The sequence below is a fragment of the Sphingopyxis terrae subsp. terrae NBRC 15098 genome, assembly GCF_001598815.1.
GTDB lineage: Bacteria > Pseudomonadota > Alphaproteobacteria > Sphingomonadales > Sphingomonadaceae > Sphingopyxis > Sphingopyxis terrae.
The window spans coordinates 488,324-514,015 of sequence record NZ_BCZQ01000003.1 but is presented as its reverse complement, the minus strand read 5'-3'; the positions used below and the strand labels follow the sequence as shown (position 1 = coordinate 514,015).

19 protein-coding genes are annotated in these 25,692 nt (G+C 65.8%); 11 read left to right on the top strand and 8 right to left on the bottom strand.

The annotated features are described in order from the left end of the window. Positions 1-93: 93 nt before the first annotated feature. The 3 genes from dapB to nth all read left to right on the top strand — a co-directional run bounded on the left by dapB (position 94) and on the right by nth (position 2,712). Entirely contained in the window at positions 94-819 is a 726-nt protein-coding gene (dapB, locus tag STE01S_RS02515; protein WP_062764458.1) for a 4-hydroxy-tetrahydrodipicolinate reductase, read from the top strand. Between the two features lie 79 nt (positions 820-898). Further along, the gene (locus STE01S_RS02510) at positions 899-2,059 is read left to right on the top strand and encodes a M48 family metalloprotease (RefSeq protein ID WP_062764456.1); all 1,161 of its coding nucleotides are present in this window, start codon (positions 899-901) and stop codon (positions 2,057-2,059) included. Next, positions 2,056-2,712: an endonuclease III gene (gene nth, locus STE01S_RS02505; RefSeq protein WP_062764454.1), complete on the top strand. Its 657-nt coding sequence runs from the start codon at positions 2,056-2,058 to the stop codon at positions 2,710-2,712. Before STE01S_RS02510 ends, nth begins: the two co-directional genes overlap by 4 nt. Before the next feature lie 19 nt (positions 2,713-2,731). Here nth and STE01S_RS02500 read toward each other — a convergent pair whose 3' ends face one another. After that, positions 2,732-4,144, bottom strand: coding sequence for a methyltransferase family protein (locus STE01S_RS02500; protein WP_255265857.1), 1,413 nt, complete (start codon positions 4,142-4,144; stop codon positions 2,732-2,734). Between the two features lie 242 nt (positions 4,145-4,386). On the opposite strand from STE01S_RS02500, the gene STE01S_RS02495 reads away from it, so the two are divergent. The 4 genes from STE01S_RS02495 to STE01S_RS02480 all read left to right on the top strand — a co-directional run bounded on the left by STE01S_RS02495 (position 4,387) and on the right by STE01S_RS02480 (position 7,655). Continuing rightward, positions 4,387-5,592 carry a M23 family metallopeptidase gene (locus tag STE01S_RS02495; protein ID WP_062764452.1) on the top strand — a complete coding sequence of 402 codons (1,206 nt, stop codon included), beginning with the start codon at positions 4,387-4,389 and terminating at the stop codon, positions 5,590-5,592. Next, on the top strand, positions 5,525-5,989 hold the full coding sequence (locus STE01S_RS02490) for a bactofilin family protein (protein WP_062764450.1): 465 nt from the start codon (positions 5,525-5,527) through the stop codon (positions 5,987-5,989). Before STE01S_RS02495 ends, STE01S_RS02490 begins: the two co-directional genes overlap by 68 nt. A 26-nt stretch (positions 5,990-6,015) precedes the next feature. Beyond that, positions 6,016-6,207, top strand: a complete 192-nt coding sequence (locus tag STE01S_RS02485) for a hypervirulence associated TUDOR domain-containing protein (RefSeq protein WP_062764448.1) — start codon at positions 6,016-6,018, stop codon at positions 6,205-6,207. Positions 6,208-6,281: 74 nt separating this feature from the next. Further along, positions 6,282-7,655, top strand: coding sequence for a M20/M25/M40 family metallo-hydrolase (locus STE01S_RS02480; protein ID WP_062764446.1), 1,374 nt, complete (start codon positions 6,282-6,284; stop codon positions 7,653-7,655). 4 nt (positions 7,656-7,659) lie between these two features. On the opposite strand, the gene STE01S_RS02475 is transcribed toward STE01S_RS02480, so the two are convergent. Continuing rightward, entirely contained in the window at positions 7,660-8,286 is a 627-nt protein-coding gene (locus tag STE01S_RS02475; protein ID WP_062764444.1) for a TetR/AcrR family transcriptional regulator, read from the bottom strand. A gap of 21 nt (positions 8,287-8,307) precedes the next feature. Between STE01S_RS02475 and STE01S_RS02470 the strand changes: the two genes are divergently transcribed. From STE01S_RS02470 to STE01S_RS02460, 3 genes are read left to right on the top strand one after another with little or no spacing between them, the layout of a single operon-like run. Continuing rightward, the gene (locus tag STE01S_RS02470; RefSeq protein WP_062764442.1) at positions 8,308-9,474 is read left to right on the top strand and encodes an aromatic ring-hydroxylating oxygenase subunit alpha; all 1,167 of its coding nucleotides are present in this window, start codon (positions 8,308-8,310) and stop codon (positions 9,472-9,474) included. Then, entirely contained in the window at positions 9,471-10,691 is a 1,221-nt protein-coding gene (locus tag STE01S_RS02465) for an FAD-dependent oxidoreductase (protein ID WP_255265856.1), read from the top strand. Before STE01S_RS02470 ends, STE01S_RS02465 begins: the two co-directional genes overlap by 4 nt. Further along, a complete protein-coding gene (locus STE01S_RS02460) occupies positions 10,688-12,292 on the top strand; it encodes a phytoene desaturase family protein (RefSeq protein ID WP_062764440.1) in 1,605 nt (534 codons plus the stop codon). Before STE01S_RS02465 ends, STE01S_RS02460 begins: the two co-directional genes overlap by 4 nt. Here STE01S_RS02460 and STE01S_RS02455 read toward each other — a convergent pair. The 6 genes from STE01S_RS02455 to STE01S_RS02430 form a co-directional block, all read right to left on the bottom strand. Further along, a complete protein-coding gene (locus tag STE01S_RS02455) occupies positions 12,269-13,615 on the bottom strand; it encodes an amino acid permease (protein WP_003050736.1) in 1,347 nt (448 codons plus the stop codon). The two genes, STE01S_RS02460 and STE01S_RS02455, sit on opposite strands and share 24 nt — an antisense overlap. 4 nt (positions 13,616-13,619) lie before the next feature. Next, positions 13,620-16,085: a TonB-dependent receptor gene (locus STE01S_RS02450; RefSeq protein WP_255265855.1), complete on the bottom strand. Its 2,466-nt coding sequence runs from the start codon at positions 16,083-16,085 to the stop codon at positions 13,620-13,622. Positions 16,086-16,287: 202 nt separating this feature from the next. After that, positions 16,288-17,886, bottom strand: coding sequence for a tetratricopeptide repeat-containing sulfotransferase family protein (locus STE01S_RS02445; RefSeq protein WP_255265854.1), 1,599 nt, complete (start codon positions 17,884-17,886; stop codon positions 16,288-16,290). Between the two features lie 2 nt (positions 17,887-17,888). Continuing rightward, a complete protein-coding gene (locus tag STE01S_RS02440; protein ID WP_255265853.1) occupies positions 17,889-19,502 on the bottom strand; it encodes a DsbA family protein in 1,614 nt (537 codons plus the stop codon). A 56-nt stretch (positions 19,503-19,558) separates the two neighbouring features. Then, positions 19,559-20,965 (bottom strand): M48 family metalloprotease, encoded by a 1,407-nt coding sequence (locus tag STE01S_RS02435; RefSeq protein ID WP_003048705.1) that lies wholly within the window; start codon positions 20,963-20,965, stop codon positions 19,559-19,561. 168 nt (positions 20,966-21,133) lie between these two features. Beyond that, positions 21,134-23,764 (bottom strand): Rne/Rng family ribonuclease, encoded by a 2,631-nt coding sequence (locus STE01S_RS02430; RefSeq protein WP_062764434.1) that lies wholly within the window; start codon positions 23,762-23,764, stop codon positions 21,134-21,136. A gap of 602 nt (positions 23,765-24,366) precedes the next feature. Between STE01S_RS02430 and STE01S_RS02425 the strand changes: the two genes are divergently transcribed. Next, positions 24,367-25,635: an N-acetylmuramoyl-L-alanine amidase gene (locus STE01S_RS02425; protein WP_062764432.1), complete on the top strand. Its 1,269-nt coding sequence runs from the start codon at positions 24,367-24,369 to the stop codon at positions 25,633-25,635. Positions 25,636-25,692: the final 57 nt, after the last annotated feature.

Sequence of the window (25,692 nt, the reverse complement as noted above, 5' to 3'; positions counted from 1 at the left end):
TCCTTTTTCATCAATCCGGCCCGTGCCGGGCGAGCCGCGCCTCGACTTTGCGCGATCCGAAGCGCTAAGGGGGATGGGGTAAGGGGACGCGTCATGACGAGCATCGGCATCATCGGCAGTCAGGGACGGATGGGCGTCGCGCTCGCCGCCGCGATTTCGGAGGCGGGGCAGCGCAGTTGCGGCGTCGACAAGGGTGGCGATGTCGCGCGGCTCGTTGCCGCCGCCGACGTGCTCGTCGATTTCTCGTCGCCCGGCGCGCTGGAGGCGACGCTCGACGCCTGCCTTGCCGCAAGGAAGCCCATCGTCATCGGCACGACGGGGCTTGAGGAGCGCCACCATTATCTGATCGACGATGCCGCGAAGGATATCGCGGTACTCCAGACGGGCAATACTTCGCTTGGCGTCACGCTGCTTGCGCATCTGGTGCGCGAGGCGGCGGCGCGGCTCGACGCCGATTGGGATATCGAGGTGCTGGAAATGCATCACCGGATGAAGGTCGATGCGCCGAGCGGCACCGCTCTGCTGCTTGGTCAGGCAGCCGCCGAGGGGCGCGGCATCAGCCTCGACCGCTGCTCCGAACGGGGCCGCGATGGCGTCACCGGGGCGCGTGGCCATGGCAAGATCGGCTTCGCATCGCTGCGCGGCGGGACCATCGCGGGCGACCATGATGTCATCTTCGCCGGGCCGGAGGAAATGATCACCCTGTCGCATCGCGCCGAAAACCGCATGATCTTCGCGCGCGGCGCGGTGCGGGCGGCGCTGTGGCTGATCCACCAGCCGGCGGGTCGCTACACGATGCCGCAGGTGCTCGGCCTCTGAACGGGCTTGCGGCGCGCCGATTTCGGCGTATTGCTCTCCTAATACGGCATCGCTGCCAACGTTGAGGGGAGATATCGCGATGAACCCAGCCGCCGAAACCGCGCGCTACATCGACAGCCTGGGGCCGCAGGCGCTGGCGAAGGCCGCCGCCTATACGCACGGTAATCACTGGCTGCTCTTGTGGGGCTTGCTCGTCGCGGCGGCCGTGACCCTGCTTTTCGTGCGGCTGCGGGTTCTCGATCGCATCGATACGCGTCTGGCGCGGCGCGGCTGGGCGCTGCGGACCTGGGTGCTGTGCGCGGCTTTCTTCCTGCTGTCGGCGCTCGTCACGCTGCCGTGGGACATTTACACCGGCTGGATTCGCGAGACCGCTTATGATCGCACCAGCCAGCCGCTCGGCGACTGGCTCGGTCAGGCGGCGATTTCGACCGTCATCACCGCGCTGCTCGGCGGGCTCTTCTTCCTCGGCGTCTATGCGCTGATCCGGCGCACGGGCAAGCGCTGGTGGATCTGGTCGGGCGGGCTGGCGGCGATCGCCATTTCGGCGTTTCTGCTCGTCGCGCCGATCGCGATCGAGCCCCTGTTCAACAAATATACGCCGGTTCCCGAAGGGCCGGTGCGCGATGCGCTCGTCGAGATGGCGGCAAAGGCCGACATACCGGCGGACCGCATCTATATGTTCGACGGATCGCGCCAATCGAACAATTTCACCGCCAATGTCTCGGGCATCGGTCATTCGGCGCGCATCGCGATCTCGGACGTCGCGATCGGCAAGGCTTCGCTTGACGAGGTGCGCGCGGTGACGGGGCATGAGATCGGCCATTATGTGCTCGGCCATATCTGGCGCATGGTCTTCGTCTTCGCGGCGCTCGCGGCGCTGCTCTTCTTCGTGGCCGACCGGTTCTTCCCGCGCCTCGCGCGGCTGTTCGGCAGCGATGCCGAGATCGGCGATCCGCGCGGCTTCCCCGTCCTGCTTTTCTTCCTGTCGCTGTTCAGCCTCGTCACCCTGCCGATCACCAACACGCTGATCCGCATCGACGAGAGCGAGGCCGACCTCTATTCGCTCAGGACCGAAAACCGCCCGGACGCGCTCGCGACCGCGCTCGTCAAGACCGCCGAATATCGCAACCCGCGCCCCGGTGCTGTCGAGGAGACGATCTTTTACGATCACCCCTCGGTCGAACGGCGCGTGCGCGTCGCGATGGACTGGAAGGCGGCGCACCCGCCCGCGGCCGAATGAAGAAGGCCGACATCTTCGAATTCTATCGCCGCCTTGCCGAACTCAACCCGAGTCCGGAAACCGAACTGGAATTTGGCAACACGTACCAGCTGCTCGTCGCGGTGGTGCTGTCGGCGCAGGCGACCGATGTCGGGGTGAACAAGGCGACGCGGAAGCTGTTTCAGGACGTGAAGACCCCGCAGCAGATGGTCGACCTTGGCGAAGACGGCCTCAAGCAGCACATCAAGACGATCGGGCTGTTCAACGCGAAGGCGAAGAATGTCATCGCGCTCAGCGAAATTCTCGTCCGCGACCATGGCGGCGAAGTGCCTGCCGACCGCGATACGCTGGTCGAATTGCCCGGCGTGGGACGCAAGACCGCCAATGTCGTGATGAACTGCGCCTTCGGGGCGGAAACCTTTGCGGTCGACACGCATATTTTTCGCGTCGGTAACCGCACCGGCCTTGCGCCCGGCAAGACGCCTCTCGCGGTCGAAAAAAAGCTCGACAAGGAAACGCCGCAGCCCTTTCGCGTCGGCGCGCACCACTGGCTGATCCTGCACGGCCGCTATATCTGTAAGGCGCGCACCCCCGAATGCTGGCGCTGCCCGGTTGCCGATCTGTGCCGTTACAAGCCCAAGACGCCCGCGCCGAAGGGCTGGCAGGCTCCCTGACAGCGCGTCCGCCGGGCGGTCAGGCGACCGGCCCGACGCGCGGATCGGGATCGAGCCGTATCCGCGGTAAAGTGCGGCCGCTCAGCTTCGCGAACAGGCGCGGGACAAACGCGTGGCGCTGCGCCCAGGCCCAATAGGCCTGATAGACGGGATCGCCGAGCAGATGCTTTTCCTCGGTCTTGGCGCGCCAGTAATAGACGCCGCTGACCGCCGCGAGCAGGATGGTGTTGCGCACCGCGTCGGCGGCGCTGCCCGACGTGACGAGGAAGGGCAGCGAGCCGATCCACCAGCTCAGATTCTTCGACACATAGGCGGGGTGCCGTGTGAAGGCATAGGGACCGTGGGTGATGACGCCGCGGTGGGTCAGGTTCGAAAAGCGGATGCCGAACGCCATCGTCGCCCAGGCGTAGATGCCGACCAGAACGACCAGCGCCACACCCCACAATGTCATCAGCGTGTCGTGCCCTTGAAGCCAATAACCCCAGTCGGACCCGTTCACCGTATAGTCGAGCGGTCCGCCGTTCATCAGGATGAAGGGCGGATAGCAGACGAGCGCCGCAACCCACGCCATGCCATAGGGATTGGCGGTGCGGATATGCGCATCGAGCGGCTTGAGGGTCAGGATATAGCCGACGGTCGCGACATGGACATCGACCAGATAGAGCAGGTTGATCGTCCAGATGCCGGTCATATAGGGATTGGCGAGGACGTCGCGCATCGGCACGCTGGCCAGTGACGAGAAATTGCCCGGCACGATCGACAGCATGAAGGCGGTGAAAAACCCCTTCACCGCCCAGGCGCGCAGATGATGCGCGATCGCGCGTCCATCGACCGGCTGGACGCGTCCCGCCTGCCGCGGCGCGATCAGCCAGCGTCCGAACTGGTAACAGCCGTCGCGCGGTTCGACCATGCGGCGGTCGAGCCACAGCATATAGGGCACCGATACGAGCAGCAGCCACGGCACCACCCGTTCGAGCAGGTCCATCGAGAAAGCGTAATTGCCCTCCCAATAATAGCGCATCACGGCATAGAATCCGGCGATCAGCGCCCAGGTCGTCCACAGACCGGCGATCTTGGTCAGGCTGATGTCGACCGTCTCGCGCCACGGGCGGCGCAGCGACCAGTCGATGCCGGTCGACGGATTACGATGCACCTTGTCGACGAACAGCGACCACAGCACCATCGGCACGCCGCAGGCAAGAACGCTGGCGATCGCCGAATTGGGGCCGTTCATCGGCCCGCGCTGTCCCCAGTCGACGCCCAGATAGGCGGCAATTTCGGGCGCATAGCGCGCGATCAGCAGATAGGAAAACAGGCCCAGGATACCCACGATCCCGACCCCGGCGCTGACCGCTGATCGGGGGCGCGAAGCGGGCGCTTCGATGGCGTCAGCCGCCGTCTCGGCGGCCGCCGGAACGGCAAGATCGGGCATATGGGTCACCCCCTCGTCCTAGGCCGAAATGGTAAGCAAGCCGTCAACGATAATCCCCGATTCGCGGCGAAAATGCCGCCCGATCGATCACAGTTGCGACGGTTTGACACCGTTCACCGCGAGTCAGGTTCGATTCAACCCGACTCGGCCGCTGAAGAGTCGCGATGCTCCGCCGGCGCTGGTAAAGGCCCCACCAAGTCGGGGCGGAGGGCTCCATCAGAACAACAAGACGGGGTCGTAGCTTGTCTTCGCAATCGACGGGTCTGCGCCATTGGCGCCAGCGTTTCAATGCGCTGTTCCAGGACCATGAAATCTTCATTCGCACGCACGGCCATGTCCGGTTTCTGCGTATCAGCGCCGTTTGGCAAAAGCGCGTTGCGCTGATCGCCGGCGCGGTGCTGCTCGCTTGGGCTGCGATTACGCTCGCCGTGTTCGTCAACCAGCTGCTCACCGCCGACGAGCGCGCCGAAGTCGCGCAGAAGCAGGCGGCTGCCGCGGCTGCCGAGCAGCGCATCGCGCGCTATCGCGACCGCGTCGGCGAAATCGCCGCCGATCTCGACGAACGGCAAAAGCAGCTCGAACAGTGGCAGCAGGATTATTTTGGCAACGAAGCGCTGCCCGCGCCGGCGAAAGCGGCCGAGGGTGCCAAAGCCGACGACACCGCCGCAACGCCGCTCAAGACCAGCGCCATCGATCCGCGCCTGCCCCCCGAAGCGCAGGCGCTCGCCCGCATAGAGGCGCGGCAGGAGGCTTTTTCGTCGCGCCTGCTAGCCGCGGTCAACGCCCGCGCCGCCAAGGCCGAAAGCGCAGTCGCAAAGCTCGGCCTCGATCCGCGCGCGCTCGTTCGCGACGCCTCGTCGGGCCGCGGTGGTCCGCTCATCCCCTTCCAGCGCCGCGGCGGCAATGCGGGCGCGCTCGGCACCAGCTTCGCCGCGCTCGAAGGCGCGCTGTTCCGTATGGAAGTGTTCGAACGCACGCTCGTCGCAATCCCTTCGGGTCAGCCCGCGCATGTGCTGATGCTCTCCTCGAGCTATGGCTATCGCAGCGATCCCTTCACCGGCGCCGGTGCGATGCACGCGGGGCTCGATTTCCCGGGGCCGATCGGCACGCCGATCCTCGCTGCCGCACCCGGGCGCGTCAGCTTCGTCGGCCAGAAGTCGGGCTATGGCAATGTCGTCGAGGTCGATCATGGCCAGGGCATCCTGACCCGCTACGCCCATTTGTCGGGTTTCAACGCCAAAGTGGGCGACCGCGTCACCGCGGGGCAGCAGATCGCCCGCATGGGCAGCACCGGCCGCTCGACCGGCAGCCATTTGCATTTCGAAGTCCGTTTGAACGGGGTCGCGGTCAATCCGCGGCGTTTTCTGGAGGCCAAAGCCGATGTTCTCGAAGTCAAAGACGACGCCCGACAGCGGGTCGGCGCCCTCGCTTCCGCCGGTGCCCGCTAAGATGGCGACCGGCGCGCGTCATACCACTTTCTCGATCATCGGGTCGGATGTGGTCATCACCGGCAATGTGTCGGCCACCGTCGACCTGCACGTCGACGGCAAGATCGAGGGCGACCTGAAATGCGCCAACCTCGTCCAGGGTGAGGCGAGCGAGATCAAGGGCGGTGTCGTCGCCGAAACCGCCAAGCTTGCGGGGCTGGTCGACGGGTCGATCGAAGCGAAGACGCTGATCATCCACGCCAGCGCGCGGATCACCGGCGACGTGACCTACGAAACGATCACGATCGAAAATGGCGGCAAGGTCGACGGCAAGCTGTCGCATCGCCGTGCGGGTGCGGCCAAGGCGCCCCCGGCGCTCGAAGTCGTCGGCGAAAAGCCGGCCTCGTTCGGCGCCTGACCGACCGCGATTTTCCGGTCGGCACGATGGTCTGCTGGCAATGGGGCCGCGGCGAAGGTCGCGGCTTGATTGCCAAGCGCTTCGACCGCCGCGTCGAACGCACGATCAAGGGCAGCCGGATCGTGCGCAACGGGAGCGCGGCCAATCCCGCCTATCTGATCGAAATGCTCGACGGGCGCTGCGTGCTCAAGCTTGCGAGCGAACTCGCACCGGCTTGACCGGTATCGCCCGCGGGGTATCGGCTCAACTTCGGGTCTTGCGCGCCGGCGCGCAGGCGCCATAGTCGCGAGCCATGCGCACCCTTACCGCTCCGCTCGCCCTCGCCGCCGCCTTGCTGGCCGCCGCGCCCGTCCACGCCAAGCCCGCCGACGCGGGTGCCGCGAAGAAGATCCTGATCGACAGCGTCGCGATCCCGACCGTTGCGGGACGCGGCAAGGTGCCCGAACTTGCGGCCTATTATGCCGAGGTGCTGAAGGCGGCGGGCTATGCCGACGGCGATATCGTCATCACCCCGATGGGCGAAACCGCGACCTTCGCGGCGACGCTGCAGGGAACGACGAAGGACAAGCCGATCCTGCTGCTCGGCCATATGGATGTCGTCGAGGCCGACGCGAAGGACTGGACGCGCGATCCGTTCGTGCCGGTCGAGGAGAATGGCTATATTTTCGGGCGCGGGTCAGAGGACAATAAATTCGACGTCGCGATGATGGTCGCCACCATGGCGCAGCTCAAGAAGGACGGCTTCAAGCCCAAGCGCTCGATCATCCTGCTGCTGTCAGGGGATGAGGAAACGTCGATGATGACGACGCGTGCGCTCGCCGCCAAATATAAGGACGCCGAACTCGCGCTCAACGGCGATGGCGGCGGCGGCCTGATCGGCGAGGACGGCAAGGCGCAATATTACGGGCTGCAGGCGGGCGAAAAAACCTATGCCGACTTCACGCTGGAGGTCACGAACCCCGGCGGTCACAGCTCGCGCCCGTCGCCGACCAACGCCATCGTCCAATTGTCGAACGCGCTCGCCAAGGTGGGCGCCTATCATTTCAAGCCGCAGCAGAACGAGTTGACCAAGGTCGGTATGCCGATTGTCGCCGATCAGGTCGGCGGTGCGATCGGCGCAGCGCTCAAGACCTTTGCCGCAAACCCCGCCGACACGGCGGCGATCGCGACGATTACCGCTGATCCCGAATATGTCGGCCAGATCGGCACCACCTGCGTCCCGACGCTGGTCAACGGCGGTCACGCCGAAAACGCCCTGCCGCAGCGCGCGACCGCCAATATCAACTGCCGCATCTTTCCCGGCGTGCCAGTCGAGGCGGTGCGCGCCGAACTCGAACGGGTGATCGCCGACCCCGCGGTCGCAGTGAAAACCGATCCCGACGCCAGCGCCAGCGACGCTTCGCCGCTGCGTCCCGATGTGATGGCGGCGGTGACGAAGGCGGTCCATGCGCGCTTCCCGGGCCTGCCGATCATCCCGTCGATGAGCGCAGGGGCGACCGACAGCTATCATTTCCGCATGCTGGGCGTCCCGAGCTATGGCGTAGCGGGCCTTTTTTCGAAGGCGAGCGACAGCTACGCGCACGGGCTCAACGAGCGGGTACCGGTCGATGCCATTCCCGGCGCGCTGGCACATTGGGACAGCCTGCTGCGCGACCTGGCGAAATAGGCAATTATTCAGGGGGAGCGGGGGAGGGCGAAAGCAGCGCCGTCACCGCGCGCTCGACCATCGCCGCCGCTGAATCGGCGCCGAAGCTGCTCGCGTCGAGCGACAGTTCGAGCCACAGCCCGTCGACCATGGCGGTAAGCAGGATCGCGAGCTGGTCGGGGTCGCGCGCGCCGCACGGCGCGAGCAGGTCGCGCAGCCGGGCGCGATAGCCGGCATAGCTATCAGCGTGGATCGCCGCCATGCGCGCGTCGCTGCGCGCGAGCGCCCAGAAGGCGGTCCACGCGCCGAGCAATTGCGGGTCAGTCACCGGCGGGCGGAAACTGGCGGTCAGATAGGCGGTCAGCCGCGTGTGCGGATCGGGGCCCGCCGCATCGGCGGCGGCGGCGAAGACCGCATCCATCCGGTCGCTCGTCGCCTGATAGGCCGCGGCGATCAGATCGTCGATGCCGCCGAAATAATGACGCAGCAACCCCGGCGATACCCCCGCCTTTGCGCAGATCGCGCGGACACTCGTTCCCGCCAGCCCAAGCTCGGCAAGGCATGCCGCGGTCGCGTCGATCAGGTCGGCCCGGCGGGCGTCGGCGCTTTCGCGCGTAAAGGCTTGGCGAGCGGCGGTCATGTTGTTATACATGTGTATAACAAGGAACGAGCCATGGCAACTGCACCCCTTCGCGATTCGCATCCCGATCCGCTCGACGGCTGGTCGCTCCCGGCCTGGACCTATAGCGACCCCGATTTCTACGCCGCCGAAATGGCGCGCATCTTCCGACCGAGCTGGCAGGTCGTCTGTCATGACAGCGACATTCCGGCAGCGGGCGACTGGCACAGCATCGATTATTGCGGCGAAAGCGTGATCGTCGTGCGCGGCGCCGACCGGGTCGTGCGCGCCTTCACCAATGTCTGCCGCCACCGCGGGTCGCGGCTGGTCGACGGCGCGGCGGGCTGCGCGAAGAAGCTCGTTTGCCCCTATCACGCCTGGACCTACGAACTCGACGGGCGACTCTCGGGCGTTCCCGATTCGGCGAGCTATCCCACGCTCGACAAGGGGAAGGCGGGGCTTGTTCCCGTCGGCCTCGAACAATGGCGCGGCTTCTGGTTCGTGCGGCTGGAGGACGACGGCGGCCCGTCGGTCGCCGCGATGATGGCGCCCTATGAAGCGATGGTCGAACCCTATCGTTTCGAAGAACTCGGTGCATTGGGGCGCGTCACGTTGCGCCCGCGCGATGTGAACTGGAAGAATGTCGGCGACAATTATTCGGACGGCCTGCACATCCCCGTTGCCCACCCCGGTCTGACGCGGCTGTTCGGCAAAAGCTATGGCGTCGAAGCCGAAGATCGCGTCGATCGCATGTGGGGTGATCTCGTCGACCGACCGTCGGCGAACTGGTCCGAGCGGCTCTATCAGCGGCTGCTGCCGCCGGTGCCGCATCTGCCGCAAGCGAACCAGCGCCATTGGCTCTATTTCAAGCTGTGGCCCAATGTCGCCTTCGACATCTACCCCGATCAGGTCGATTTCATGCAGTGGCTGCCGACCGGCCCGACGAGCTGCCTGATCCGCGAAATCAGTTACGTGCTTCCTGATGCGCGCCGCGAGATGAAGGCCGCGCGCTATTTGAACTGGCGCATCAATCGTCAGGTCAATGCCGAGGATACCGCGCTGATCACCCGCGTCCAGCAGGGCATGCAATCGCAAAGCTTCCAGATGGGACCGCTCAGCGACAAGGAAGTCTGCCTCAAGCATTTCTGTGCCCGGATGCGCGCGATCATCCCCGAAGCGCGACTGGAGCAGGCGCCGGCGGCGGGGTGGAGCCGCGCTTGACCGGCACGGCGCCCGTGGTGATCGTTGGCGGCGGTCCCGCCGGGATGGTCGCGGGGCTGCTGCTCGTGCGCGCCGGGGTGGCGGTGACCGTGCTCGAAAAGCACGCCGACTTCTTTCGCGATTTTCGCGGCGATACGGTGCATCCCTCGACGCTCGACCTGTTCGACGACATCGGCCTGCTCGGCGCTCTGCTCGCGCTTCCGCATGCCGCGCTCGACACGATGACGCTCGACCTGCTCGGGCGCCGCTACACGATCGCGACGCTCAAGCATCTGCCCGTTGCCGCACCCTTTATCGCGATGATGCCGCAATGGGATCTGCTCGACTTCATCGCGCGCGAAGGCCGCAAATATCGCACCTTCGACCTGCGCATGTCGACCGAAGCAACCGGATTGCGCCATGATCCGACCGGCCGCGTCGACGGCGTAACGCTGGCGAGCGGCGAAACGCTGCCCGCACGGCTCGTCATCGCAGCGGACGGGCGCCGGTCGGTGCTGCGCGATGCCGCCAGGCTGCCGCTCGACGATCTCGGCGCACCGATGGATGTGCTATGGTTCCGGGTGCCGATGCCGGCGGACCTGGACAGGACCGAAGTCCCGCTCGGCACGATCGACAAGGGCGGAATGGTCGTCGCGATCCCGCGCGGCGATTATTGGCAGTGCGCGCAGATCATCGAAAAGGGCGGCTTCGCGGCGGTCGAAGCGCGCGGTATTGCGGCCTTTCGTGAGACCATTGTTTCGATAGCGCCGGGCCTTGCCGCCGGAATCGACGCGATCGCCAGCTTCGACGACGTCAAGCTGCTGTCGGTCGCGCTCGATCGGCTGACCCGCTGGTGGCAGCCCGGACTGCTCGCGATCGGCGATGCCGCGCACGCGATGTCGCCCGTCGGCGGCGTCGGGATCAACCTTGCGGTGCAGGATGCGGTGGCCGCGGCGAATATCCTCGCGGCGCCGCTCGCCGCCGGTGCCGATCCCGATCCGTTGCTCGCGCAGGTGCAGGATCGTCGATGGAAGCCGACGACAAGGATGCAGGCGCTACAGCGCTTCGCGCACCAGCGCGTCGTCGAACCGATGCTGCGCGGCGAGATCGATCATGTCCCGCTCGCGATCCGCCTGCTCGACCATATCCCGCTGCTGCGCCGCATTCCCGGCCGCATACTCGGCCTCGGTTTCGGGCGGCAGCATGTCCAGTCCCCCCTTGCGAAAGATTTTTCATGACCAAAGCCTATGACGCGCTGATCATCGGCGCCGGCCACAACGGCCTTGTCTGCGCCTTCTATCTTGCCAAGGCGGGGCTCAAGGTCCGCATCGTGGAGGCGCGCGATGTCGTCGGCGGCGCCGCCGTGACGGAGGAGTTTGCGCCGGGTTTCCGCAATTCGGTTGCGAGCTATACGGTCAGCCTGCTGCAACCGAAAGTGATCGCCGACATGAAGCTCGCCGATCATGGCTATCGCGTCATCGAACGGCCGATCAGCAATTTCCTGCCGCAGGAGGATGGCGGCTACCTCAAGCTCGGTGGCGGGCTCGAACGGACGCAGGCCGAGTTCCGCAAGTTCAGCGCCCGCGATGCCGAGGTGCTGCCGCAATATTATGACGCGCTCGAGAATGTCGCCGAGCTGCTCCGCGATCTTGCGCTGCGCGTTCCGCCCAATGTCGGCGAAGGGATGCGCACGCTGCTCGACGGCGCGCGGCAGGGGCGGCGCTTCGCGACGCTCAGCCTCGAACAACAGCGCGATGTGCTCGACCTCTTCACCAAGTCGGCGCGCACGATGCTCGACAGCTGGTTCGAGAGCGAGGCGGTCAAGGCCGCCTTCGGCTTCGATGCCGTCGTCGGCAACTATGCCAGCCCTGACACGCCGGGCAGTGCCTATGTCCTCCTCCACCACGTCTTCGGCGAGGTGAACGGCAAGAAGGGCGCGTGGGGCCACAGCGTCGGCGGTATGGGCAGGATCACCGAGATCATGGCCAAGGTCTGCCGCGACATGGGGGTCGAGATCAGCCTCGAAAGCCCGGTCGCCAAAGTGCTCGTCGACGGCGGCAAGGCCGTGGGGGTCAAGCTCGTCGGCGGCGAGGAGATCGCCGCGGCACGGGTGATCGCCAATGTCGGACCCAAGCTGCTCTACGAACGGATGATGGACGCGGGCGACCTGCCTGCCGACTTCGAACGCCGGATCAAGGGTTTCAAGGCCGGTAGCGGCACCTTCCGCATGAATGTCGCGCTGTCGGAGCTTCCCAAATTCACCTGTCTTCCCGAACCCGGCGAGCATCACCAGTCGGGGATCATCCTCGCGCCGACGCTCGATTATATGGACCGCGCCTTTCTCGACGCGAAGCGCGACGGCTGGTCGAAGGAACCGATCGTCGAGATGCTCATCCCCTCGACCGTCGACGACAGCCTCGCGCCCGAAGGCTGCCATGTCGCCAGCCTCTTCTGCCAGCAATTCGCGCCCGAGTTGCCGGGCGGACGCGACTGGGACGATGAGGAGGAAGCCGCAGCCGATTGCATCATCGACACGGTCGAAAAGCATGCGCCCGGCTTCCGCGCCAGCATCGTCGGCCAGACGCGCCTCAGCCCCAAGGGTCTTGAACGCAAGTTCGGGCTGGTCGGCGGCGACATCATGCACGGCAACATGAGCCTCGATCAGCTCTGGTCGGCGCGGCCGGTGCTCGGCAATGGCGGCTATCGCGGCCCGGTGAAAGGGCTTTACATGTGCGGGGCGGGAACGCATCCCGGCGGCGGCGTCACCGGCGCGCCGGGGCATAATGCGGCGCAGGTGATCCTGCGCGACCGCGGTCTATTCGCGCCCCGCTGGCGCTGAGGCCGCGCCCCCGCGGCGGCGCATGAGCAGATAGATGGGCAGCCCCGCCGCGGTCATCGCGACGCTCCACAGGCTCGCCTCGATCCCGGCGCCGTAAAAGGCCCAGCAACTATAGCCGAAGCCGACGAGGGTCAGCGCCGCAAAGCCCGGCGAGACGCGCAGGCTGCCCGCCTGTTCCAGCCGCAGCGCCGACAGGCTGCCGACGACATAGAGGATGATTGCGGTCGAGGTGGTGATGAGCACCATGAAGGTGAAAAGCTCGGCGAGCCCGCGCGAATAATTGGCATAGACGACGATGCTCGCGAGCAGGCTCGACGCGATCTGCGCCATTTGCGGCGACCCGAAGCGATTGTCGCGCCCGAAAAGGGAAGGGAGCAGGCCGCGATGGGCGAGGTCGCGCGGAATCTCGCCCTGCAGCATCACGAATCCGTTGAGCGCGCCGAGCGCGGCGATCGCGGCAAAGACCGCGACGATATCGCCCGCCAGCGGGCTGACCAGCGTTCCGAAAAAGGTCGCATAGGCGGCGTTCGACTGTTGCAGCGTTTCGACGGGCAGCAGCATGGTGACCGCGGTGCAGGACAGGAGATAGAGGAGGCCGGTCGCCGCGGCGCCGATCAGCGTGGCGCGCGGAATCATCCGTTCGGGATCGCGCACCCGGTCGCCAACGACGGCGGCGCTTTCGAAGCCGAGCAGCGCGAACAGCGTCAGCGTCGCCGCGCCGCTCACTGCCGACAGGCTGACCGGCTGGGTATGCGCCATGCCCGCAGCATGGCCTTCGCCGGTGCCGAGCAGCCAAGCCGCGACCAGCACCGCGCCGATCACCGGCACGAGCTTCAACAGCAGCGTGATGATCTGCGTCTCGCCCGCGCGGCGGATGCCCGACAGGTTGATGAGCGTGAACAGCCACAGGAAGCCGATCGCGACCAGCGCGGGCAGCGGCCCCTTGTCGCCCAGCCGGGGGATGACGATCGAAAGATTGCTGACCGCCGCGACGGCGAGCGTCGCATTCGCCGTCCAGCAACTGATCCAGTAGCTCCAGGCGACGGTGAATCCCGTGCCGGGGCCGAAGGCGGCATTGGCGTAGGTGAACGTCGCGCTGCCGCCGGGCAATCGCCGCGCAAGCCGCGCAAAGACGATGGCGAGGCACAGGGTGCCGGTGATCGTCACGCCCCAGCCGATGACGGCGTTCCAGCCGAGCGGCGCCAGATCGCGGGGCAGGAGGAACACCCCCGACCCGATCATATTGCCCATGACGAGGGCGACGCACATGGCGAGACCGAGCTTCTGCCCGGCCTCGCCCTGTTGCTGTGCGGGGTTCGTCACCCGGTCAGAACTTGGCGCCCAAGCGTGCGCCGATCGTCTGCGGCGTGTTCACCAATATCTGCACCCGGCTGTCGCACTGGCCGCAGTTGGAGAAGCGCGACAGTTCGGCCCGCTCGTCGAAGGCATTCTGGAGGAACAATTCGAAGCTGTATTTGCTCCAGTCAAAACCGACCGCGAAGTCGACCGTCGTTGAACCGCGGATCCGGCCCAGCGCGTTCGCGACATCGACGCGGATGTCGGGGGTCGCCGAACTGCGATGCGCAACGACCGATTGCAGATGCAATTCGCCGGGTCCGACCGGGAATTGATAGCGGATCGTCGCATTGCCGTTGAACCGCGGTGTCACCGGCAGTCGCGTTCCCCGCGGCGCGGCGATGCTGTTGTCAGGATCGGCGGTACATTGATAGGTCGGGTCGTCGATCGCGCACAGATTATTGCGCGTCTTGGCATCGGTGTAGGCCGCAGCCGCCGCGATCGTCAGCCCATCGACCGGGCGGATGTTGACGTCGGCTTCGATACCCCGGATGCGCGCATTCGGCCCGTTGTGGATTTCGGTAAAGCTGTTGAGGCCGAGGAAGGAGAATTGGAAGCGCTTCCAATCTTGCTGATAGATCGCCGCGTTGAGGCGGACGAGCCCGCCAGCCAACGTCGTTTTGATCCCGATTTCATAATTGGTCAGGAAGTCGGCGTCGTAAGGCGGAATGGTCGCACGCCGGTTGATCCCGCCCGGGCGGAAGCCGCGCGACCAGGTGGCATAGGCCATGACATCGTCGCTGGGTTTCCACGTCAGGTTCAACCGGTGGGTAAAGCCATCGTCCTTGGTCCGCTTCGGAACCAGCTTGCCGTTCACATAATCGGCAAGGTTGGTGCAGGGCCCACCCGGCACCGCCGCAGGGAACAGCGTCCCGCCCGGATTGTCGCGCAATATGTCGCCCGTGGTCGTATAGCAGCCCGCGACCCCGGTGCGTGAGCTGCCCGCGCCATTATAAGGCGGGCCGTCGGGATTGCGCCCGAACCCGAAGAAGCCGATCAGGCTGTTGTCATATTTGTAAAAACGGCCGCCGCCGGTGAGCGTCACCGTCGGAGTGATGTCGAAGCTTGCCTCGCCGAAGATCGCATAATCCTTGTCGACGCGCTTCTGCTGGGTCAACCACAGCGTACCGGGGAGGCCGTTGACCGACAGGTCGTCGGCAAGGCCGGGGACGCGATAGTCCTGATGAATCTGGTTGCTCTGCCGCTGATAGAACAGGCCGGCGACGACGCGGAACCGTTCTTCCTGCGGCGAAGCGATGCGCAGTTCCTGGCTGAGCTTGCGGAAATGGTCGGTGCCGATGATATATTGCCGCGGGTCGATCGTGTTGCCGGCGTTGTCCTCGAAGAAAAAGCAACCTGCCAGGCCGCTGCACTGAAACTCACCTTCATAGGTGTAGTTTGCGTACAACTGGTCATAGGCTTCAGCATAGTCGGTATAATCGTTGATCTGATACGCCTTGCGGTCGAGATAGGCGCCCGCATAGGTGACATCGAAATTGCCGAGCTTGCCTTCGATCGTCAGCGCCGCCTGAATGAACTTGTCGGTACGCATGTCCGGGTAGAAGCGCTGCACCTGCAAATCGCCGACGCGCGGATCCTGGGCGAAGGTGCCGTTGCTCTTTTGATGTTGGTAGAGCAGCGTCGGCGTGACCGTCCAGTTTTCGTCGAGATCGACCTTCAGCGCGGCGCGGCCACCATAGATTTCGGCGTCATTGAAATTCTTTTTTTCGAAGGCATTGTTGTTGACCGTTATGCCCGGCTGGTTGCCAACCAGGTTGTTGCCTTCGTCCAATATCGGAGCGCCGAGGAAGCTGCGCGTTCCCGGCACATTGTCGATATAGCCGGCATCCTTCTGATACCAGCCGACGAGGCGCACTGCCGCCATCTCGCTGAGCGGTGCGTTGATCATGCCTTCGAGTCGGCCGCCCATGCCGCCATGCTTGACGCTGTTGAGTTCGCCGTCGACGCGGCCTTCGAAGCCGGCGGTGTCGGGCTTGTTGGTGATGATGCGGATTGTCCCCGCCTGCGACGAGGCGCCGTACAGCGTGCCCTGCGGTCCGGCGAGCGATTCGATGCGCGCGATGTCATAGATATGAACGTCGAGCGTGCCGCCGATCGTCGTGACCGGCTGTTCGTCGAGATAGACGCCGACGCTGGGAAGCGACCCCGAGTGGTTGCCGTCGCCGCCGCTCGCCACGCCGCGCATATAGACGGTGGTGACGCCAGGCTGGCTCGACTGGAAGGCCACACTGGGCAGAAGTTTCGAAAAATCCTGGAAGTTGGCGACGTTGAGCTGATCGAGCTTGCGCGTGCCGAGCGCCTGGATGCTGATCGGAACGTCCTGAAGATTTTCCTCGCGCTTCTGCGCTGTGACGACGATCTCGTCGCTATTCGCCGCGCCCGGCCCCTCCTGGGCGAACGCGGTTCCCGATGTCATGACTGCCGTGGACAGCGATGCCAGAAGCAACGCCCGGTGCGAAAAATGGACTCGCATGCAAGACCCCCCTTTTCTGCGCTGCGCCATATGTTGCAGCGCAAGCGAAGAGGTGTGCCAGCTTTCTTTCGATCGTCAATCGAGACGCGCGTGCAGCACCCCCAAAGAACGCAGATTCCCGGTCACTATGACAAAATTGCAACAATCATGCGCCGCGCGCGGGATAGGCGTCGAGCGCCGGGCCGAGCGCAGTTTTCAGGGGATCGAGCCACGGCTCCATCGCACGCCACTGGCCGACGCCATCGCGGTTGATCGGCCGCCGTACCTGTTCCGAACTCGCGGTGCGAACCGCGCGGTCGCTTTTGTGAAATTCGAGGCAGGCCTGTTCGAACGGCACGCCGAGCCAGCCGAGCATCGAGCGCACTTCGGCTTCGAGATCGGCGAGCACATCTTCATGAAAGACGCGGTGAACATGGCCGGGCAGAACGCCGTCGAAATGGTCCATCAGATCGACATAATCGGCATAATAGCGCCCCATGTCGGCAAGATCGTAGCTGAACGCCTGGCCGCGCGCAAAATGCTGTTTGAAATTGGAAAAGCAGCAATCGAGCGGATGCCGCCGCGCGTCGATGATCTTCGCATTGGGCAGGATCAACCGGATGAAGCCGACATGCAGCCAGTTGTTCGGCAACTTGTCGATATAGAAGGGCTTGCCGCTCTTGCGCTGGATCTCCGTCTGGTGAAGATAGGTTTCGCCAAGGTCGCGGGCCTGTTCCGCCGACAGTTTCGCGATTCCGCCCATCCCGCGTGCCGTGGCGAAGAGCCTGGGGATGTCGGGCAGTTCCATGGTCCCCTCGATCATCGAGTGGCTCGACAATATCTGTTCGATCAGCGTCGATCCCGCGCGCGGCATGCCGACGATGAAAATGGGATCGGGCGCATCGGCGCCATGATCGGACCGCGAAGCAAAGAAATCTGGCGTATAGAGCGCCTTGGCATGGTCGACCGCAGCGCGCGTCTGATCGGCGTCATAGTCGAGCAAGGTCCGGCGCAAGCCATTGCCGCGCGCGTAATGGGCAAAGGCCTCGGCCGGGCGCTGCCGGTCCTCCTCCGCCTTGCCGAGCGCGAAATGGAGGTGGAAACGATCCTCGACCGCCAGATCGTCACGGCCGAGCGGCGCCTGCATCGCATCCAGATCAGCGTCCGAAAAGCGGAAGGTCTTGAGGTTGGCGAGGCTCCACCACACCTCGCCGAGCGCGGGGTTGAGCGCCAGCGCCCGGCGATAGGCGGCGATCGCGTCCTCCTGTCGCCCGACCGTCTTGAGCATATGACCGTAGGACATCCAGATGCGCGGCTGGCGATCGATGCCTTGCAATACCCGCTCGTAGAGTGCGAGCGCCTCGTCGAACTCGCCGACGCGTCCGAGCGCAGCGGCCTTCAGGTTGGCGTTCATCAGATTGTCGGGATCGACCTGCTGCAGCTTTTCAAGTTCCTCGACCGCCTCGGCCGAACGGCCCTGACGGTGGAGGATCGTTGCAAGGTTCGACCGTGCGGCGAGAAATTCGGGCGCCAGTTCGATCGCGCGGCGCAGCAGCGCTTCGGCGTCGCGATAGCGTTCGATACGCGCCGCCAGTTCGGCAAGCATGCGAATCGCCGTCACGTCGAAGGGGTCTTGCTTGAGATGCGCCTTCAGTGCCGGCTCTGCGTCGTGCAGTCGCCCCTCGGCGAGCGCGAGCGCGGCCGTCATCAGCTCCGGGTTGCGGATCGCCCGTTCGATCGTCGCCTGAACGCGATCGGACGTCATGCTCAGCTCTTGGACCGGGCCTTGGCGATGGCGCGCTTCAGCGCGTCATAGCCGACCTGCCCCTGGAAAAGCTGGTCCCCGACGACCCAAGTGGGGGTCGCGTTGAGTTGAAGCTGGGTTGCGATCGCGAGGTTCGCGTCGAGTTCGCGCTGGAACAGCGCCTCGTTCGCGGTCGCGTCGGCGCTGCCGTCGGTGACGACGCCCGCGCGCTGCGCCGCGGCGGCGATCGCCGAGGGGTCGAGCGAACTCGCTGCGAACATCGCGTGGTGAAAAGCGTCATATTTGCCCTGCCGCGCCGCAGCGAGCGCCATCAGCGCGGCATCGCGGCTTTGCGGCGAGATGATCGGCAATTCGCGGAACACGACCTTCAGCCTTTTGTCCTCGCGGACCAGCCGGTCGACGTCGGGCACGCTCGCCCGGCAGAAGCCGCAGGCATAGTCGGTGAAGACGACCAGTGTGACGTCGCCGTCGGCATTGCCCGCCCAGGCGCCGGCGTAAGGCTTTTCGAGTGCGGGGCGGATCGCGTCGATCGCCTTCGCCATTTCGCGGTCGCGCTGCGCCTCCAGCGCTTCGGGGATGATCTCGGGATTGGCGCGAATATAGTCGCCGACGATTGTCTCGACCTCGCTCTTGCTCATGCCGCCGCCGAAGCGGCCGCCAAGCCAGAAGGTCGCGCCGAGCAGTGCGAGCGCGGCGATGCCGCCGATCAGCAGGGTGCGCGTCGATACGCCGTCCATCATTCCTCCCTGGCGCTGCGGCAAACGGCCCGCGGTCATCGCCTTGGCGCGCGCGGGCTTGGGTTTGGCCGGGGCTGCGACATGCGGGGTGCGATCATCGTCCGGCACGGCGGCTATCGCCGCGGCTTTGGCTTGCGTTTCGGCCAAGGTCGCGGGGATCGCCTCGCCGGCAAAGAGGGGGAGGTCGCCGGCATTCTGGGCGTCGGCGGCGCGCGCCTCGGCTTCTTCGCGCGCGAGCAACTGTTCGAGCCCCGACGGCGGCGGCGCAAGCTCTTCGGCGGCCGGGCGCAGCTTGTTCGCGGCATCGCCGATGCCGTCCTTGCCGGCGCGTGCAACCTGACCTGCGACCTGGCCGATTCCGGCCTTCGTCTTGCCCGCAACCTCGCCGATCCCGCGTCCGGCTTCGCTGGAAATTTTCGCGACCTTGTCGCCCAGCGCCATCTTGCCCCACGCCTCGCCGCTCGCGCTCGCCGCGCTGCGCGCTGCCTTCGCCGATCCGCGTCCGACCGCACGCGCGGCGCGCGCGGCGCCGCGGCCCGAACGCTGCGCAAGGTCGCGCGTCCGCCGCGGTATCTCCATCGCCTCGACGCGCGCGGGGATATCGGCGCGTTCGCCGACATCGATCGTCCAGTCGGCGAAAGCCTCCGTCCCGCGCCGGATCGCGCCCCACAGCCGCGCCGCGCCGGCCTTCAACTGCTCCCCCGTGACGCGCGGATCGCGCGCCGGCGCGGGCTTCGGCGTATAGCGGCCGACGTCGATGCCGACGGGCGGCGCGTCCTTCGGCTTCGCCAGCCCCTCGTCGGCGCGCGGCATCGGCTCGGGCGCCGGCGACGGGTCGCGCAACCACGGCTGATAATATTCGTCTTTCTTGTCTGTCACTTGTCGCCCTTGTGCATTCGCGAAATTGCGATGCATCCCCGAATTTCGTCGTGAATCTAGCGCCGTTTGCGCGTCCGTTCTACCTCGGCGCGCGCAACCATCGAAATATCCTGTGCACGAATCCAGTCGGGCGACCCTTGCGGCAAGCCCTGCATCGCCATTTCGGCATTACGCAGCGCGAGCATCGGCTGTCCACCCTCGAGACTATAGCGTTCCGCCGAGGCGAGCGCGGCGCGCGCCTGATCGCCGCGGTTCGCATAGACGATGCCGAGCTGATACCAGGCGAACGGATTCTCGTTATCGAGCGCGACGGCGGTTTTCAGCACCTTTTCGGCCTCTGGGAAATTGGCCGGATCCTCGGTCGCGATCAGCGCATGGCCGAGCGTCGAGGCGATCAGCGGCTGCGATTTCGAATTGGCGACCGCTTTGCGCAGCGGCGGGATCGCTTCCTTGGGCCGCCCGGATTCGAGCAAGACCTGGCCTTCGAGCTCGAGGAAATACGGGTCTTCGGGATTGGTGGCGATCAGGGCGTCGACCTCGTCCAGCGCCTTTTGCGGATAGGCGCTCTTGTGCCAGGCGTAAGCACGGGCGTAGCGCGCGGGCACGCTCTTGTCGCTTTCGGGATATTTGCGCAGCGTCCGCTCGGGCTCTTCCATATAGCCGAGCAGCTTGGCCTTCACGCGCTGAAAGCGGGCTTCGAGCTGGGGATCGCTTGGCTTGTCCCACGCCGGATCGACGACATAGACTTCGCGGAGCGCCTGGATGCGATCGCCCGACAGCGGGTGCGTGCGGCTGTAGGCCTGATCATCATCCTGTTTGACGGCGTAGCGGAATTCGAGATTCTGCAGCTTCTTGAAGAAATCGAGGCTGCCTTTGCCGCTGATCCCTGCCTTCGACAGATATTGCGCACCGGCGGCGTCGGCGGTCGCTTCCTGAACCCGGCTGAACGCCAGATATTTGCCGAGCGCGGCCTGTTGCCCCGCCATCATGATGCCCATACCGGCATCGCCGCCGCCCGCCGCGATCGCCGCGGCGCCGAGCAGCAGGCTGAGCAGCGAGATGCCCGTTGCGGTCTTGGCGCCGTCGCTGGCGCGGATGGCGTGGCCGCCCATGATATGGCCGAGCTCGTGGGCGAGTACGCCCTGCACTTCGTTGGCGCTGTCGGCGGTCTCGATCAGGCCGCTAAAGACATAGATGTCCTGACTGCCCGCCACGAACGCGTTGATGCTGCGATCGCCGAGCAGGTGGACGCGCACCTGTCCGGGACGCAGCCCCGCCGCGACGAGCAGCGGATCGACCATGTCCTGGAACAGCGCCTCGGTTTCGGCGTCGCGCAGCATCGACTGCGCCATCACCGGCCGCGCAGCAACCGCCACCATGGCGACGAGCGTCAGCAGCAGGCGCAGCGCGGCGCGCCAGGCGCCCGGCCGGGCCAGGATGTGGGACGGGGATGGCGCGATCATCGCCGCCCGTCTTGCGCCGCGCGTCTGAACCTCGAATGAAGCCATGGAGACTTATTGGGGCGCCAGCCGCGCGGGCGCAAGGTGCGTGATGGCCGCTACTGCGGCGCCTGTCCGAAAAAAGGGCCCCCGCTTGCGCGAGGGCCCGTCTTTTCATGCAATTCAGGCCCGTCAGTTGCCGAAGGTGCGCTGCCACCAGCCGCGACGGGGTCCGCCCTCAGGGGCGTCGCCTTCGGCGTCGGCAGGGATGGCTTCGACCGTGGAATCGCCCTGCGGAGCGCTTGCGGTTGCTTCGGCGGGCTGCGCTTCGGCGGCGGCCGCCTTCTTGCTGCGGCTCGCGCGCTTTTTCGGCGCGGGCTTGGCGGGTTCTGCTTCCTCTACCGGCACGTCGGCGACAGGAGCCTCGGGCGCTTCGCTGCTTGCGTCGGCGGCTTCGGCCGCGGCCGCTTCGGCAGCGATCGCCGCCTTGGTCTTGCGCGGCGCGCGTTTGCGCTTCGGCTTTTCGTCAGCCGGCGGCGCTTCGGGGGCAGCAGCTTCGACGGCTTCCGGTTCGGGCGCGCTCGTGTCCGCGTCGCCTGCCTCGGCCTCGACGGCTTCGACCTCGACCTTCTTGCGACCGCGGCCGCCGCGGCGACGACGCGGCTTGGCTTCGCCTTCCTCGCTCGCTTCGGCGGCTACGGGTTCGGCCGCACCATCGGCGCCGGCTTCGTCGTCGCCGTCGGTTTCCTCGGCCTCTTCGGAAGCCGTTTCGCCCTCGGCGGCTTCGTTGCCCTCGTCATCGCGGCGACCGCGACGACCGCGGCGGCGACGCCGGCGGCGCTTGTTGCGTCCGCCTTCGCCATCGGCATCGCCCTCTTCACGCTCGCGTTCGCGGCGCGCGGGGCGTTCGGCTTCTTCTTCCTCTTCTTCGATATCCTCTTCGTCGACGATATCGTCGTCATCATCATCCTCGATCGGCGCGATCGGGGCGAAGCTGCGGCGCTGAACGGGCGGCGGGCCGCCGACCTCGATCGCCATGCGCGCGCCTTCGGTTTCGCCGTCGGGCAGGATTTCGACGCTGACGCCGTACAGATCCTCGATATCGCGCAGTTCGCGGCGCTTTTCGTTGAGGAGATAGAAGGTCGCTTCCTGGCTCGCGCGCAGGATGATCTTGCTGCCCTTACCGCGTGCGGCCTCCTCTTCGATCAGGCGCAGCGCGCTGAGACCCGCCGACGATGCGGTGCGGACGAGGCCGGTGCCTTCGCAATGCGGGCAGGGGCGCGTCGACGCTTCGAGCACGCCGGTGCGCAGCCGCTGGCGGCTCATTTCCATCAGGCCGAAGCCCGAGATGCGGCCGACCTGGATGCGCGCGCGGTCATTCTTGAGCGCATCCTTCATCGCGCGCTCGACCTTGCGGACGTTCGAGCCATGATCCATGTCGATGAAGTCGATGACGATCAGGCCCGCCATGTCGCGCAGGCGGAGCTGGCGGGCGATTTCGTGTGCCGCCTCAAGGTTGGTGCTGAGCGCGGTCTGTTCGATATTATGCTCGCGCGTCGAGCGGCCCGAGTTGATGTCGATCGACACCAGCGCCTCGGTCGGGTTGATGACCAGATAGCCGCCCGATTTCAACTGGACGACCGGATTGAGCATCCCCGCAAGCTGATCCTCGACGCCATAGCGCTGATAGAGCGAAACGGGGTCGGCATATTGCTTCACGCGCCGGGCGTGGCTGGGCATCAGCAGCTTCATGAACTGCTTCGCCGCCTTATAGCCCTCTTCGCCCTCGACGAGCACTTCCTCGATGTCGCGGTGATAGATGTCGCGGATCGCACGTTTCACAAGGTCGCTGTCCGAATGGATCAGCGCCGGCGCGCTCGACCCCAGCGTCTTTTCGCGAATCTCGTCCCACAGCCGGGCGAGATAGTCGAAGTCGCGCTTGATCTCGGTCTTGGTGCGGCTCATCCCCGCGGTGCGGACGATGCAGCCCATCGACGGCGGCAGGTTGAGCTCGTCGATCATCGCCTTCAATTTGCGGCGATCGGCGCCGTTCGAAATCTTGCGGCTGATCCCGCCGCCGTGCATCGTGTTGGGCATCAGCACGCAATAGCGGCCGGCCAGCGACAGATAGGTGGTCAGCGCCGCACCCTTGTTGCCGCGCTCTTCCTTGACGACCTGCACCAGCATCACCTGGCGGCGACGGATGACGTCCTGAATCTTGTACTTGCGGCGCAGCGACATGCGGCTTTCGCCATTTTCATCCTCGTCGCGGCGTCCGCGTCCGCGGCCGCCCTTGCGACCCCGGCCCCGCCCGCGGCCCCGTCGACCCTTGTCGTCGCGATCGTCGCGCGCTTCTTCGCCATCTTCGCCCTCGGCGTCGTCCGCGGAATCTTCGCGGCCATCGTCGTCGCTGTCCTCGCCGATGGTTTCGGGGGCGGCAACGGCGGCGTCATCGTCGCCGGGCTCGTCGACATCGGCCACATCGCCTTCCAGCTCGTCGAGGTCTTCCTCGGCGCGCATCGCGGCTTCGGCGGCATGCTCCGCCTCTTCGCGCAGCAAGGCTTCGCGGTCTTCCTTCGGAATCTGGTAATAGTCGGGGTGGATTTCGCTGAAGGCCAGGAAGCCGTGGCGATTGCCGCCATATTCGACGAACGCCGCCTGCAGCGACGGTTCGACGCGGGTTACCTTGGCCAGATAGATATTGCCCTTGAGCTGCTTGTGCTCGGCGGACTCGAAATCAAACTCCTCGATGCGGTTTCCCTTGGTGACGGCGACCCGGGTTTCTTCCCGGTGCCGCGCGTCGATCAACATGCGCGTGGTCATTATTATCACTCCAGGCGCGCCGCAGCGCGCCAAACAAAAAGGCCGCCGCCGCCCGTGGAGGGCGGCTGCGGTCGATAGGGTTCAAACGGAAAAAGACGTTATTGCCGCGCGTGGCCCGCGTCCGGTCCTGGACGCGCATGCGGTCTTCCGTCACGTCGACGCGCGGCGCAAATGCGACTGCGTCGGCATGGGAAGAGGGCATGGCAAGCCTCATACGGCATCAACCTGTTACGGGGTGACCGTTATGGCAGGCGACGCTGGAATGGGGTCGGCCGCCGCCCGGTCATCCGGGTGGACTGACGGACATGTCTTTCCCCGCATGTCCGGCGCCGGGGAGGCCATGAACCGCGAATCGCGCGGGTCAGCCTTTCCCCTCAAAAGGCCGGACGGGATCGGGTCGGACACCGTCAGTGTGTCGGGTGCTAGCATCGGCACGGACCAACGGCAACCCAAAGCACGGCAGACACATGGGAATGTTCGCGCACGCCGACAAGGCGTTTTGCACAATTCGTGCTGAATCGCCTGTTAACCGTGCCGGTTGACCGCGATTTGACGGGCGATGGCTAATGGCTGGTTCATCCTTTTTTGCGGCCGGAGCCCTCATGTTTTCGAATAAGCGCTGGACCATCGCGCGCCGGGGGCGGCATAACCGGGCGATGGGCCTGATCCTTGTCCTGATTGCGACGATCCTGTCGATACCGGCGGCGATCGCGGGCGATATTCGCGCGGTCGAAATCGGCGACCGCGATGTGACGCTGCGCTTTGCCGACGTCGTCGCGGGCGCGTCGGCCTTCGTCCTCGCCGGACCCGACCGCATCGCGCTCGACATTCTGGGCGCCGATCCGGGCCGTTCGCCGCAGGGCAGCGGCCTTGTCAGCGCCGTGCGTCAGGGGCGGCCGGCCGCCGATACGGCGCGCGTCGTGCTCGATCTGGCGCGGCCCGCCGTGGTCACCGACGCGCGCTTCGCCGCCGACGGGCGCAGCCTGTCGCTACGCTTGCGTCCCGTCTCGGCCGACGAGTTCGAACGCGCCGCCAAGACGCCGCGCACCGAATGGCAGCCGCCGCTCAACTTTCGCGCCAAGCCCCCCGAAAAGCGCTACAGCGTCACCGTGCCGATCGGCGCACCCAAGCCGGCGCCGGCGCTGCCCAAGATCGAAGGGCCGAATAATCCACGCCTGCCGCTAGTCGTCATCGACGCCGGCCATGGCGGGCACGATCCGGGCGCGATTTCGCCGCACAGCGGCAAGCGCGAAAAGGATATCACGCTGGGGATTGCGCGCGCGATTCGCGACGATCTGATCGCCAGCGGCCGCGTCCGCGTTGCGCTCACGCGCTCGGACGACCGCTTTCTGGTGCTCGAGGAACGCTATGGCATCGCGCGGCGGCTGAAGGCCGACCTGTTCATTTCGATCCATGCCGACGCGGCCGAGAATGAAGAGGCGCATGGCGCGTCGGTCTATACGCTGTCCGAAGTCGCCTCCGACCGCGAGGCGGCGCGGCTTGCGGCGCGCGAGAACAAGGCGAATATCATCAACGGCGTCGATCTGGGCGCGCACAGCGGTGAAGTCTCGTCGATCCTGCTCGACCTGACGCAGCGCGAGACGATGAATGTCGCGTCCGATTTCGCCCGTCTGCTCCAGCGTGAGGCGGCGGACGATGTCACCTTCCGCACCACCGCGCACCGTTTTGCATCCTTCGTCGTGCTCAAGGCCCCCGATACGCCGTCGATCCTGTTCGAAACCGGCTTCATCTCGAACAAGGATGATTCGGAATTTCTGGCTTCGGCGGCGGGGCAGAAAAAGGTCGCGCGCGGCGTCCGCGACGCCATCCAGGTTCATTTTGCGCGGCAGATCGCCGCCGTCGGCCGCTGAACCAAAAAGTTAGTCTTGACTAACTTTTTGCGGGCGCGCAGCTTCCGTCCCGTTCGC